The organism is Streptococcus sp. OMI750 (genome assembly GCF_047463895.1).
Taxonomy (GTDB): domain Bacteria; phylum Bacillota; class Bacilli; order Lactobacillales; family Streptococcaceae; genus Streptococcus.
Map to the genome: position 1 here is coordinate 65,977 of NZ_JASHCZ010000003.1, position 12,770 is coordinate 78,746.

Genomic DNA, 12,770 nt, shown 5'->3' on the forward strand with positions numbered 1-12,770 from the left:
TTCTTTCTTACTTTTTGGGTTCCGTGTTTAACTCCCTTCAAATGTTCCTATCCCATTTTCAACATTTCTTTCTCCACCTTACTCCATTTTCCAAAGAGGCATTCTTGTAAAACTTCTGCTGCTGAGGTTTCATCTACTTGCGAATCATAAACTTATGAATCAACAGATTCTAAATAGGGGAATATACTACCCTCTTTTATACGATCACTTCCATTATCTCTTCAATCAGCTCCGTAAAACTTTTTGCCACATAGATAATTTCATCAGGATCATGAATGTAGCAGATGATCTGCCCTTCTTGCCCCTCCTGGTCTGGATCAAAATCGAGCATGAGATAACAAGAATCGCAATATTCCGCAAAAGGAAGCCATTTTTTATTAAAAAGATAGGGTTTAACTCTACTATCACGCATCTCTTCAACTTCTTCGCTCGAAAAATAGTCGGGAAATTCCGTTAACAGAGCATCCCTATTTTGAAAATATCTTTTCCCAGCTTCTATTTCCTGCAAACTCATCAGAGAAAAAGCCATTTCTCTTTGGTCAATCACACAGGGTAAGACTGCTAAGAATTTACTGCCGTTTTTGTAGCGATAGACTTCCTTCAGTTCATCGGGGAGAGAAATTCCAAGTCTCTTCTCAAACTCCTGAATTTCCTCCTCAGGTGCTCCAGAAATTTCCTGATAATCTTCCAGGTATCCTTCTTCTACAGGATCATCCAAACCCCAGTCTTCAAAAGCTTCACAAATATAAGTTGCTATTTTCTTAACTTGGTCAACTATACACATAAGAACCTCCTTTTTTGTTTTCTCTTCCCCTTCGAATTTTCATCTCAAAATGTGTGCAAAATATTGACAGACTTGCATCTTTACTTTTTCTAATATTATTTTTAGTATGGAATTGGATTTTTTTATTTCTTGATCAGATAAAGTCATTTCATCCGTTCGCTTTACTCAAGTTAACATTATAAACAATTTCTGCATTCGGACTCCCCTTACCATCCTTCACGACTCCTTTTAATTGACCATCCTCAACTAATAATTCTATATTTCCATCGATAAAAGGCTGTCTAGTCAGTTTAACTTCATTAGGTAAGTGTTGTTCATTGGAAACATCAATAAATTTCCCATTTGAGTCCTTTAATTCTATAACTTCATTCCCATCTCCATCAAAATCAACTATTATATGTGAGACGATACCAATGTCACTTGAAATTACATTTTTAACTTCAGTACCAAGAGTGGCTTTATTTCCATGCTTATCATAAATAGTTGGACGGATATAGACATTTGAGAAAGTCGACCCTTCCTCAGTAACGTAGATTGGGGAAAATTCAATCTTTTCAACCCCTGAGTAATACTCTTTTATATAAGTTCCTAGTTGCTCTTCTAGAAGTTGAAAGCCATGCTGATAGAGTTTGGCTGTTTTGGGGCCTAGACTCGGCTTAGTTAGTTTATTATATATATAAGCACCTCCAAATATAAAAACTATTACAATAGCAATTATTTTAGCAACCTTATTTCTCATTAGTTGCCTCCGTTCCAAGTGATTATCCACCATTTTTGGCATGCAACCATATTAATGATTATAACATAATTGCCAATTTGTAACTTTAAGCCAAACAGAAAAGCATCCCGTATTTTTGATACGAAATGCTTTCAATAAGTATAAATAAGTTTTAACGTTTACTAAATTGTGATGCTTTACGAGCTTACTTAAGACCTGATTTGAACAGTCTGACTTTTAGGACAGCTCAAAAGCGCTCAATAGCAACCGTCAGAAGAGTTTCTTCTGATTTTGATTTCAAGAAATAGGAATAGATGTATCTATAATAGTGCAATTTCTTAACACAAAACTTTCAATCCTATCCTCTTCCTTCTTATCCTAATAAAGTTTGTAATATTGGAATAACAACGATAAATAGAACCGTACTTAGAGTCACCACATTCGTAGAGAATTCTACATCTCCTTTTCCCTGATTAGCAAGGATCGGAAGAACAGCAAGGGCTGGTGTAGCGGACTGAATCATAAAGGTCTTAAATTCTACTGTCGCCATATTTGGTGCAAAGAACTTCAATACAAGAAGCATGATTAGAGGAGCTAGGATAAAGCGTCCAACTAAAGTAACAATTGTATCTTTATCAAAAGTAATAGTTTTCAAACCTGCCTTTGCAAGAACGATACCAATATAAATCAGAGATAGAGGAGTGACGATATTTCCAACATAGGTTAAGGTATTCGTTGCGAAATCTGGAATAGAGATTCGAAGAATCAAAAACAGTAGAGCCACAAGAAAACCTACAAGCGGAGCTGGTAGCAATTTCTTCCAGTCAAATTTACTTGTCTCCTTACTTTGACCCGATTTACTGTCGCTCGTCATCAAATACACGCCCAATGTCCAGGTGGAAATCGTGTTGGTGATATAGTAAATTAAGAAATAAGGAAGAGCCTGATCCCCAAAAAGAGCAACGTTTAAAGGTAAACCAATAAAAATAGTGTTGGCATTCACAAAGGTATTCATCATGGTTCCTCGCCGTCCTGGACGAACCTTGAAAACCACAACTGCAATATAAGCTACGATATAGCCCAAGATAAAGGCTACAAAAGTATAAAGGAGGCCTCCAGAAAGACTGATTAGCTTGTCTAGCGTTAGGTATTTCATCACCGACACAAAGATTGACGCTGGCAAGGCTACATTCATGATTAAACGAGACAGGTTAGGTCCAAAGTCATCTCCAAACCATCCCTTCACCTGAAGAATATACCCCAAAACAATGATAGCGATAATCGGAATGATACTCGTAATCGAGGTTAAAAAGAGTGACATAGGTATCCTTTCTAAATTACTTAAGTCCACAGCCCATACAAATCTGTCGCTATAGAAGGATAGGCAGCAGCAGTGAATTATTTATACTCTGGATACCACTTCAAATCACGAACTGCTTTGGCCATATCTGTTTCCTTAGCACACGCAAGACCTTGCTCTTGTGCTTTTTTAGCGACTGCTTCTGCTACTTTAATAGAAACATCCGCTACATACTTGAATGGTGGCAAGACAGGAGCTCCTGGTTGGCCTGGATTGACAATACCACTCAATGAATGAGCCGCTGCTCCAATCATTTCATCAGTCAAAAGACTTGCTTCAGAAGCCAGCATCCCTAGACCAAGACCTGGGTAAATCAAGGCATTATTGGCTTGACCAATCACATAGTCGACACCTTTATAAGAAACTGTATCAGCAGGAATTCCTGTTGCGACAAAAGCTTTGCCATCTGACCATTCAATCAAATCTTTGGCACTAGCTTCTGCTAGTTTGGTTGGATTTGACAAAGGGAAAATCATCGGACGATCTGTATTTTCACACATAGCTTCTACTATTTCTTTAGTGAAGGTATTAGGTTGTGTTGAAGTTCCTACAAGAATGGTTGGCTTCACAGTCTTCACTACTTCAAGCAGGTCAGTCAACTTGTCTGCGTTACTAAAGTCAGCACGTTTCTTAGCAAACGGTTTTTGTTCAGGAGTTAGGTCATCCATGTCATCAAAGAGAAGACCTTGTTTATCAACCATAAAGAAACGTTTATAGGCTTCTTCTTCAGAAAGACCTTCACTCACCATTTCACGAAGAACACGAGAGGCAATTCCTGCGCCCGCAGTACCACCACCATAGCAGAGATAAACTTGATCTGTTAATTTTTCACCACTAATATCCAGTGAACCAAAGATACCACCTAAGGTAACGATTCCTGTACCTTGAATGTCATCATTAAAAGTTGGAATTTGTTTCCGGTATTTCTCAAGAATATTGGCAGCATTCGAGCGGCCGAAGTCTTCCCAGTGAAGGTAGAGTTTAGGAAAGAGACGTTCTGCTGTTTGAACAAATTGGTCAATGAAGTCGTAGTAACGATCACCGCGAACCCGTTCGTGACGATTTCCTAAGTAATTAGGGTTGTTACGAAGTTCTTCACGGTTAGTCCCTGCATCAATGACTAAAGGAAGAACCATAGAAGGATCGATTCCAGCAGCACCTGTGTAGACCATCAATTTCCCGACAGAAATATCGACACCATTTGTTCCCCAGTCACCGATTCCAAGGATTCCTTCTGCATCTGTTACAACAATGAGACGAATCTCGCGATCCCCAGCAGCATTTTTCAAAGTGGCTTCAATATTTTCAGGATGATTGATATCAAGATATCCCGCATATTGGGGATCTACAAAGAGGTCACTATAGCCTTCAATGGTATCTGCAATGGTTGGATCGTATACAATTGGATTGAATTCCTCCAAATGTTGAGAAAAGAGGTAATAGAAAAGAGTCCGGTTGGTATTAAAAATTTCCATTAGGAAAAGACGCTTTTCCAAATCATTGGCTTTTGTTTGCATTTGTGCATAAGTTTGCGCCGCTTGTTCTTCGATCGTTTGAACATACGGTGGCAGTAAACCAATAAGGCCTAGTTCCTTTCGCTCCTCTAAGGTAAAGGCAGTTCCCTTATTCAGGAAAGGATTGTTTAAAATATCATGTGCAGTCATAGTGCAACCTCCTTTTTACTTCTATTATACTACTTAAATGAATTGTTTGGAAAACTTTGTCGTTTAAAAAATACGATTATGTACGTATATGTTATAATGAGTCTACGAGAACAATTTTCTAATAAGCTCTTTTTTACTTAAAACACTATTATTGATGATACTTCAAGTTGTTAAATTTTATAAAGTCCTGAACTCATGAAACTCTCGATGATCACCCTTTCCTAAAAGTTTCAAGTATAGCAAAATAATCATACAAATTGGCAACCCTGATTAAAATTAATATCACATAAGTTCCTTAAACAATACTTTGTGCTTTTTAATGTGTTTTTTTGTCATGCAAAACTTGTATTCTATTTATATGACAACTAAAAACTATTTACAACACTATATTTCCCAAAAAGTGAAATATTTTCGAACACAAAACAAAATGAGCCAGGAAGAACTTTCGGAACAAGCGGGACTTGGGCTTAAGTATATCAACCAACTCGAAAACCAAAATGTGAATCTGACCATTCACAGTCTTGAAAAAGTGATTGACGCCCTAGAGATGACCCCAGAGGAATTTTTCAATTTTGATAGCCTTGAATCAACCTCTGATAAGACCGACAATCTTGCACTCAAAAGAATCAACATGAAGATTAAACAGCTCCCTATTGATAAACGAGAAAAGATGTTGGTCATTTTTGAAAGCATCTTAGATAATCTTTAAGATTCCTGACTCACTTACATTTTAACCAGCGAATACTCGTATAGTCAAATTATAGGATACGGATAAATTTTATTTATCTGGTGATTTCCACTTATTTTTTCTCCAATTAATGAAAGTGAGCCCCTATGAATTTAAAAGATCTACAATATTTTTATGACCTCTGCCAGCTCCAATCCTATACGGAAGTAGCAAAACTGCACAAAGTCAGCCAACCATCTATTTCTTATGCCATCAAGCGCTTAGAGGAATCTTTTAATTGCAAATTGATTCACCACGATCCCTCGCATCGTTCCTTCAAACTCACTCCTCAAGGACAAATTCTTCTAAAGCATACAGAAAAGATCTTATCTGAGGTTATTTCTACTCGCAAAGAAATTAATCGCTCCTTGGCACAATACTCTACTGTAGGATTCCCTCCTATTATCATTCAGTATCTCTTTGCTGCCTTAAACGAAAAAGATAAATTCGATTTTTTAAAAAAGGTACGCCCTATCCGTGGTGGCTCCGTAGAGTTATTAAATCTTCTCCTCAAGGGAGACCTTGATGCCAGCCTACTCGGCTTGATTGAACCACTCAATCATCCTTCAATAGAGACACATGAACTCTTTCATAAAGAACTGTATGTCGTTTTATCTAAGAACCATCCTCTTGCTACTGCTCCTTCCCTCGCTTTTGAAGATTTAGTAGATCAATCCTTTATACTTTTAGACGAACACTTTGTGCACCTGAAAGCTTTTGAACTACTTAATCAAAAGTATCAAAACAAGGCAGAAATATTCTTTAAGACTGACGACATTGTCATCATTAAAGAACTTTTAAAGAAAGGGATTGGCGTTAGTTTACTGGCTGATATCGCACTTTCTGATGAAGATGATGATTTAATAAAAATCCCTCTAATACCGGAGGACCAGATAACATTTACAGTTTATTACGCTTATCTCAAATCAGCTACACTGTCATCAGAAGTAGAAGCCTTATTTGATCTCATTAAATCATATGAATAGAAAAAAACTCTAACTATCAACTACCTGATAGCTAGAGTTTTTTTTACATTATAGGTATTAGACTAAAGTACGAAGAAATAGGATATGATTGCCGAATCTTTTCATTTACCTGATACCCTTCAAGGAGATTCCTAATTATAAATCCACAAGGTGTCAATAAAAAAAAGAACACCCCGAAAGGTGCTCTTTGTAAGTATAGTCATTCTTTCGAAGAACGTTTTGAGTGCAGTGGTTGCCATCCAATCAAACATCACTTCGCTTGTTTTCTTGGGGCAACTGTGCATAGCATATCTCTACGCGACTATAGTCGCTAGAGCTATCCTAATTGCGCACCGCCAGTTCTCATAGAAAAAACACCTTGCAAGATGCAAAGTGTTTTCGTTTGTATTCTGCTGTCCAGCAACGAATTAACGTTTAGAGAACTGGCTAGCTTTACGAGCTTTCTTAAGACCTGGTTTGGAAAGTATGAATTTCAGTTGGACTAAAAACAGCGTAATATCAAGACTTTTCTCCGCTTTTATAAAAGCGTTTTTCCAATCAAATTCAACTAATTTTATCTAAATGGTGTGGATTTTACCCCCAAAATTACAGAGAATGGAGCTGATAAACACTAAACGTTCACACCATTAGTTAAATGATTTTTTTCATCATTTTTCTTAGATGATAGAACTTCTAATTTATTTCTTATTCAAGCAAAAACAACCTGCTATAAGTAAGAAAGAGGAAGATACAAGAAAAACACGGCGTAAAAACCGATTCAGTTCATTGTCCTCAATCCTTGTCTGCCTCATTTTCTTTTACGAGATCGTTTTGTGAATCTTTTTCAGAGAGTTTTTGATCGATATACTTGTCAATGTTTTCGTAAAATTCCTTGGTCGCCTCACTATCTAATTTTGTCGAATTATGGACTTGATTGACTTTCAATTGAACAGATTGAATACCGTAAGAGGCTTGTTTTTGGCGAATGGTTTCTAATTCTTCTTCTGAAATCGGATCTCCAACAACCGTCAAGACCAATTCATTATTCCTTGACTTGTAGACTTGATTAATGACCGTATGATTGGCGAACTCTTTTCCTACAAACTGTTTGATCCCTTCTTTTCGCGCTTGATCCATCGTCAGAGTGACTGCTGAATAGCTGGCTGGAAGGATCAATAATACAATCAAGGATATCAACCCAATTTTCATTTTAATGTTTAGCTCATTGAATGAACTTAAGGGAGATTGTCTCATCATAATTCTTGTTCCAACAATATTGATTAGCATGATAAAGACACAGTTGATCAAGAAAAGATAGAGAGCTCCAAATAAGAATCGTACATTTCCATTAGCTAAACCATAACCTGCAGTACAGATAGGTGGCATTAGAGCAGTTGCAATGGCTACTCCTGGCACGATATTGTTTGCTTCTTTTTTTCTTGAACCAATGACACCTGCTATCCCACCCGCAATAGCAATGAGAACATCCCAAATGGTTGGAGAGGTTCGTGCAATCAATTCGCTACTTGCATAAGATAAGGGAGAAATCCAGAAATATAGAGTCGAGACAAGCAAACTGACCAATACTTGAGTAAATAAAACCTCTAGAGATTGCTTGATTAAACGCGTATCAAAAATAGCTAAACCAAACCCCAGTCCAACAATCGGTGTCATAAGAGGGGAAATCAGCATGGCTCCAATAATGACAGCTGTTGAATTCGTATTTAGACCTATAGAGGCAATAAAAATCGCACACATCAAAATCACTGTATCTCTTAATCGAACATGAAGGTCATCATATAATTTCTCACGGAATTCCCGTGTTGAATAATTGGCAGTCATTTGTCCTCTCCTCTTTCCTTATTTAAATCGGTATAATAATTAATAATAACAGCTGATAAACAGCCAAAAAATATGAGCCCATAAATCGTCAAGAAGACACTGGTAATCCTTCCAATCAAGGTCACAGCTAGGAGATCCCCGTAGCCGACAGTCGTCGAAGTCACAAAAGCATACCAAAGACCGTCTCCGTAATTTGTGATAGCAGGTTCAACTAGGAAAAGCACGCCTCCTGACCCAAAAACAAAGGTCACAAAACTCAGAGCAAACCGAGTAAAACCCGTAACCTGTATAATATGCCATAACATTTTTAAACGTCTCATTTGTTCTCCTTATTCATACTAGCTCCTGACCGAGCCGTTTTTTCCAATAATCAAAGTGAAGATAGGACATGATCTCCATCAGAGAAAGATAGACAAACTGATAGATCTGATTTAAGCTGATTATCAACTGATATTGTTTGAAAAATGACTGGAAGAAAGACCAGATATGACTGTCTTGAATCAGTCCCTTCTTAACATCAGACAGGATATTAGCTAAAGCTCCCAAGGACTGAAACGGTAAATCCTTGACATTTATATAGATCCGGTCCACCACATCATTCAGACTGGTATCTTGGATGGCATGAAATTCTCCAAAGAGAACTCCTGCCGCTCCAAGAGTAGAAACAAATTCCACCAAATAATTTCTGAGGAAATTTTCTCAACCTTTTCCCATAATGTGTTTAGTGCCATCCATAACGATCCCAACCAGAAAAAGGAAAGAAAACAAGCAAAGAAATTTTGCCGTAAATCCCAAAAAGCTTCAAGACTTGGTGTTGTTGGTTTTTCTAACTCTAAAATCAAGATGGTCATAATAATTGCTAGAACAGCATCTGTCAATACAATTAATCTGTCTTTCTTCATCGGATTGCATCCCCTTTCTTTTTTGTAACATTCTATCTTATCGCATAATATTGGATATTCTTTCATAATCCGACTACAAACAAAAATAAACCAAAAAGTCTGTCCCTATTATGCTATATTTAACTCTAGAAGTATTCATCCATCTAATTAATAAATATATCATATTTCACAATAAATGAATACTATCAAAGATTCATCCCCTTTCACTTCATCATTTAGTGTTGCTTAGATTTATCAAAAACAACCAAATTTGTATTAATTTCAAGTATCACCTAGTTACAAAAATTTGGGGTGAACAGAAAAAGCATCCCGTATTTTTGATACGAAATGCTTTCAATAAGTTTAAATAAGTTTTAACGTTTACTAAATTGTGATGCTTTACGAGCTTTTTTCAAGCCTGGTTTGGAAAGTATGAATTTCAGTTGGACTAAAAACAACGACATATCAAGGCTTTTCAGAACGATATCTACTGATTTATTTCATAAAATTTGAATCAATATTTTTTAAATAGGGGAATAGTTATTGTAATCTTCGAACTTCCTGATCAGATAATGTCATATCATTCTTTTCCTTTGCTTAGCTCAACATTATAAATGATTTCAGCTTCAGGACTTCCTTTTTCATCCTTAACAACATCCTTTAGCTGATTGTCTTGAACCAATAAAGAAATATTTTCATCTGTACTTCTAGCCTTCGTGAGTTTTGCTTCATCTGGCAAGTGCTGTGCTTTAGAAACATCGATATTATTTCCATTGGAGTCCTTTAAATCTATAGCTTCATTCCCGCCTCCATCAAAATTGAGAAGAACATCAGAAACGATACCAAAACTGCTTGGATTAAAGTTATTAATTGGAGTTCCTAGAGTAGCCTTATTTCCATACTTATCATAAATAGTTGGACGCACGTACGCATTTGAGAATGTTGACCCTTCCTCAGTAATGTATATTGGGGAAAATTCAATCTTTTCAATACCTCTATAGTGTTCTTTGATGTAGGTTCCTATTTGCTCTTCTAGCAAACGAAAGCCATGCTGATAGAGTTTGGTTGTTTTCGGGCCTAGATTTGGTTTAGTCAGCTTGTTATATATATATGTTCCTCCAAATATAAGAATGAGTACAATAGCAATTATTTTAGCAACCTTATTTCTCATTAGTTGCCTCCGTTCCAAGTGATAATCTACAATTTTCAGTCTGTAATCATATTACTTAATTATAACATAGTTCCCATTTTGTAAAATTAAGATAGACAAAAAAAGACATCCAAGAGAAAATTATTGAATGTCTGGAAAGAATATAACTCCATTAACCTTGTTAATAGACTGGAAATGATGATATTATGGTCTCCTTACCTCAAATACTGCTGTATGAACCCACTCATTATGAATTTGTAAGTCATTTTCTATCATTCTACTAAAGGTGAAGCCATTTTTTAAAAGCACTCTCTGAGAAGCTAGATTATCTCTTGCTGTTCCTGCAATGATTCTATTAAAACCATAAGTAGTAAACGCTTTGTCTAAAACGAGTCTAACCGCTTCGCTTGCATAACCTAAATTGGTAACATTTTCCCCAATTCTATACCCAAGTTCTGCTGTTTTCCGATCACCATCTAAGACACTTAAATTGATTCTCCCGACCATAACGCCTTGCGAATCTCTAATAAGATGCATATAGACATCACGATTCCTTTGTTCCGTTAACAACTCCCTTGTAATTTCTTTAAAACCTTCTAAATCAAAATAGTTAGCTGGTCTAGGAGGTAAATTTCGTTCAAAATACTCTCGATTTTCTTTTTCAAAAGAATAGACATCTAAACTATTTGCTTCAGACAACAACTCTAAACTGATCATTTCAAAGCCTCCCCCATCATTATCTACATTCAACATTTTCTCATGTTTACACAAAGTGAAATTTACAGAATTTAAAAAGATTCTTTTATTTTCTGTATTGTTTCTACATTATAACACAAAATACTATGGATAAGCATAATATTCAAGGCGCCACACCAGCCAAACAGGCTAGAATATCTATCAAAGCTATTTCAGAAGCACTTACTCATAGTGACATCCAAATAACGAAGACTTATGTCAATACTACTGAAACAGTAAATCAAACAGCAGGAGAAATAGCCTTTAGAAGTCTCAAAAAGCAATAGGGTGAACTTTAGTTTTTTGAACAAAAAAAGACATCCAAGAGAAAATTCTTGAATGTCTGTAAACGTTGATATAATCGTGTTGATTAACGTTTTGAGAATTGTGATGCTTTACGAGCTTTTTTCAAGCCTGGTTTGGAAAGTATGGGTTTCAGTTGGACTAAAAACAGCGTATTATCAAGGCTTTTCAGAACGATATCTACTGATTAATTTCATAAAATATGAATCAATAGATTATAAATAGGGGAATAGTTTAGGTCTGTAAGCATTAAAATAATACACCTAACTTTGATCACCATTTTTTAGTTATTCACTCTTTTTTCAGATAGTGTTTTTAAAGTTATGATGTAAAATGCCGCAATTAAAACACTATACATCATAATCGGAGGATAGACAATTAAGTATAGAATCAATCCCACTCCTTTAATTATTTGGTCAGGTATCAATAACTTTCTATATTGTGCGGTAGCTTCAAGTAATTCTTTCTGATCTATATTGGGTTTATCAATTACTTTATGTAAAAACCAGTTTGCTACCGTTGAAACAACAACGATTATAATCTCCCTATAATCATGGAAAAGTAGTAAAAATAGTTGTTATCCTAGTTGATTAAAAAAATCTCTGATTTCCTCATCCTTTATAAAATAATATATAATTTTCCCCTCTCTTCTAGTGTCCAAGATATTTTGATTGGCTAGTTTACGAAGATGGTGGGAGGCAGATGCCATACTGAGATTTAATAAACAGGCTATATCGCAGACACAGAGTTCTTCGACGGCAAGGAGATAAAAGATGATATTTATCTGTTTATTATCGGTAAATTTTGATAAAATGCGAAGTGATTTTTGGACTTTTTCCTTTTCAAGGTAGTTCGTTGCGGTTGTAACATTTTGTTGATTTATAACATCCACTTGACAGATACTATCTTTTTTCATAATTTTTTCTCCTAGCCTAACACAGCCCATAGCATGTCAAAGCTGTTGTTTTCAATCAGGATATACATCCCCAATCCTAAATAGACAACGGCAATAAACCATCTGCTATATTTTTCCAAAGTTTCTCCAACAGAAGGGACTTGTGCTAATTTTTGGGCAGAAAAAACCAAGAGATAAATCATGACTAGAAAAGTAAGTAAAGTCACTATCAAATTCGCTAAATTTAAGGTGGTAAAATATGGGACAAAGACACCAATATTGTCAGCGCCACAACTTGCAAAAGTAATCATAGCGACTAGAAAAATCAGGTTTTTATTGTCTTTTCGCAAACCATCTTTTGCAATAGCTTCTCCATCAGAATCTCCTAAAAGCAAAACTTTGAGGCCTAGGAAAATTGGAATCAAACCGAGTAAACCTAAAATCTCTTTACTAGGAATATAATTTAAGACAAATGCAAAAAGCAAACTTAGGAATATTAGACTAACAGAGCCTAGAAATTGTCCTAAATAGATGTTAATGATGTCCTTTCTGCTTTTTCTTTTGGCAAAAAATAACATTAGGATAATAAGTAAGTCTACGGCTGTCCCAGAATACAGGATTATTGAAGTAACAATATTTTGAATCATAAAACACCTCATTCAAATATATTTTTGAATGTATTCTAACATTAACCTTTGTAGATGTCAACTTAAAATCCACCAATTAATAATTGCATGTCAATATTT

The 12,770-nt window shown here is 35.7% G+C and carries 14 protein-coding genes and 1 pseudogene; 2 read left to right on the forward strand and 13 right to left on the reverse strand.

Translation table 11 applies throughout. The features are described 5' to 3' along the window. Positions 1 to 47: 47 nt before the first annotated feature. The 5 genes and pseudogenes from QM830_RS06965 to QM830_RS06985 form a co-directional block, all read right to left on the reverse strand. A pseudogene (locus tag QM830_RS06965) lies at positions 48 to 152 on the reverse strand (toxin PezT); the annotation flags it as partial. Positions 153 to 196: 44 nt separating this feature from the next. Beyond that, positions 197 to 784: an SMI1/KNR4 family protein gene (locus tag QM830_RS06970; RefSeq protein WP_414326181.1), complete on the reverse strand. Its 588-nt coding sequence runs from the start codon at positions 782 to 784 to the stop codon at positions 197 to 199. A 148-nt stretch (positions 785 to 932) separates the two neighbouring features. After that, entirely contained in the window at positions 933 to 1,523 is a 591-nt protein-coding gene (locus QM830_RS06975; protein WP_155125217.1) for a hypothetical protein, read from the reverse strand. Between the two features lie 352 nt (positions 1,524 to 1,875). After that, positions 1,876 to 2,823: an AEC family transporter gene (locus QM830_RS06980; protein WP_414326182.1), complete on the reverse strand. Its 948-nt coding sequence runs from the start codon at positions 2,821 to 2,823 to the stop codon at positions 1,876 to 1,878. A 77-nt stretch (positions 2,824 to 2,900) separates the two neighbouring features. Then, on the reverse strand, positions 2,901 to 4,526 hold the full coding sequence (locus tag QM830_RS06985) for a malolactic enzyme (RefSeq protein ID WP_414297557.1): 1,626 nt from the start codon (positions 4,524 to 4,526) through the stop codon (positions 2,901 to 2,903). Between the two features lie 358 nt (positions 4,527 to 4,884). Here QM830_RS06985 and QM830_RS06990 point away from each other — a divergent pair, with 358 nt between their 5' ends. Together QM830_RS06990 and QM830_RS06995 are read left to right on the forward strand one after the other, a co-directional pair. Further along, positions 4,885 to 5,235, forward strand: coding sequence for a helix-turn-helix domain-containing protein (locus QM830_RS06990; RefSeq protein ID WP_042766682.1), 351 nt, complete (start codon positions 4,885 to 4,887; stop codon positions 5,233 to 5,235). 125 nt (positions 5,236 to 5,360) lie between these two features. Continuing rightward, entirely contained in the window at positions 5,361 to 6,239 is an 879-nt protein-coding gene (locus tag QM830_RS06995) for a LysR family transcriptional regulator (RefSeq protein WP_414326183.1), read from the forward strand. Between the two features lie 771 nt (positions 6,240 to 7,010). Here QM830_RS06995 and QM830_RS07000 read toward each other — a convergent pair. The 8 genes from QM830_RS07000 to QM830_RS07035 all read right to left on the reverse strand — a co-directional run bounded on the left by QM830_RS07000 (position 7,011) and on the right by QM830_RS07035 (position 12,671). Beyond that, entirely contained in the window at positions 7,011 to 8,060 is a 1,050-nt protein-coding gene (locus QM830_RS07000) for a DUF389 domain-containing protein (protein WP_414326185.1), read from the reverse strand. Beyond that, a complete protein-coding gene (locus QM830_RS07005; protein ID WP_001253404.1) occupies positions 8,057 to 8,380 on the reverse strand; it encodes a potassium channel family protein in 324 nt (107 codons plus the stop codon). Before QM830_RS07005 ends, QM830_RS07000 begins: the two co-directional genes overlap by 4 nt. A gap of 13 nt (positions 8,381 to 8,393) precedes the next feature. Beyond that, positions 8,394 to 8,735 carry a hypothetical protein gene (locus QM830_RS07010; RefSeq protein WP_000397556.1) on the reverse strand — a complete coding sequence of 114 codons (342 nt, stop codon included), beginning with the start codon at positions 8,733 to 8,735 and terminating at the stop codon, positions 8,394 to 8,396. After that, positions 8,660 to 8,962, reverse strand: coding sequence for a TMEM175 family protein (locus tag QM830_RS07015; RefSeq protein ID WP_004240734.1), 303 nt, complete (start codon positions 8,960 to 8,962; stop codon positions 8,660 to 8,662). The genes QM830_RS07010 and QM830_RS07015 overlap by 76 nt, the downstream gene beginning before the upstream one ends. Positions 8,963 to 9,521: 559 nt before the next feature. Then, positions 9,522 to 10,112 (reverse strand): hypothetical protein, encoded by a 591-nt coding sequence (locus QM830_RS07020; RefSeq protein WP_021154426.1) that lies wholly within the window; start codon positions 10,110 to 10,112, stop codon positions 9,522 to 9,524. A 183-nt stretch (positions 10,113 to 10,295) separates the two neighbouring features. Beyond that, entirely contained in the window at positions 10,296 to 10,808 is a 513-nt protein-coding gene (locus tag QM830_RS07025) for a GNAT family N-acetyltransferase (protein ID WP_049473333.1), read from the reverse strand. Positions 10,809 to 11,706: 898 nt separating this feature from the next. Further along, positions 11,707 to 12,045, reverse strand: a complete 339-nt coding sequence (gene cadX / locus QM830_RS07030; RefSeq protein WP_000711078.1) for a Cd(II)/Zn(II)-sensing metalloregulatory transcriptional regulator CadX — start codon at positions 12,043 to 12,045, stop codon at positions 11,707 to 11,709. Positions 12,046 to 12,056: 11 nt separating this feature from the next. Beyond that, positions 12,057 to 12,671, reverse strand: a complete 615-nt coding sequence (locus QM830_RS07035) for a CadD family cadmium resistance transporter (RefSeq protein ID WP_002911684.1) — start codon at positions 12,669 to 12,671, stop codon at positions 12,057 to 12,059. Positions 12,672 to 12,770: the final 99 nt, after the last annotated feature.

Coding starts and splice junctions, on each gene's coding strand:
- QM830_RS06985 (WP_414297557.1), bottom strand. CDS start 4,526: ATGACTGCACATGATATTTTAAACAATCCTTTCCTGAATAAGGGAACT.
- QM830_RS06995 (WP_414326183.1), top strand. CDS start 5,361: ATGAATTTAAAAGATCTACAATATTTTTATGACCTCTGCCAGCTCCAA.
- QM830_RS07015 (WP_004240734.1), bottom strand. CDS start 8,962: ATGAAGAAAGACAGATTAATTGTATTGACAGATGCTGTTCTAGCAATT.
- QM830_RS06975 (WP_155125217.1), bottom strand. CDS start 1,523: ATGAGAAATAAGGTTGCTAAAATAATTGCTATTGTAATAGTTTTTATA.
- QM830_RS07020 (WP_021154426.1), bottom strand. CDS start 10,112: ATGAGAAATAAGGTTGCTAAAATAATTGCTATTGTACTCATTCTTATA.
- QM830_RS06980 (WP_414326182.1), bottom strand. CDS start 2,823: ATGTCACTCTTTTTAACCTCGATTACGAGTATCATTCCGATTATCGCT.
- QM830_RS07035 (WP_002911684.1), bottom strand. CDS start 12,671: ATGATTCAAAATATTGTTACTTCAATAATCCTGTATTCTGGGACAGCC.
- QM830_RS06990 (WP_042766682.1), top strand. CDS start 4,885: ATGACAACTAAAAACTATTTACAACACTATATTTCCCAAAAAGTGAAA.
- QM830_RS07025 (WP_049473333.1), bottom strand. CDS start 10,808: ATGATCAGTTTAGAGTTGTTGTCTGAAGCAAATAGTTTAGATGTCTAT.
- QM830_RS07005 (WP_001253404.1), bottom strand. CDS start 8,380: ATGAGACGTTTAAAAATGTTATGGCATATTATACAGGTTACGGGTTTT.
- QM830_RS07000 (WP_414326185.1), bottom strand. CDS start 8,060: ATGACTGCCAATTATTCAACACGGGAATTCCGTGAGAAATTATATGAT.
- cadX (WP_000711078.1), bottom strand. CDS start 12,045: ATGAAAAAAGATAGTATCTGTCAAGTGGATGTTATAAATCAACAAAAT.
- QM830_RS06970 (WP_414326181.1), bottom strand. CDS start 784: ATGTGTATAGTTGACCAAGTTAAGAAAATAGCAACTTATATTTGTGAA.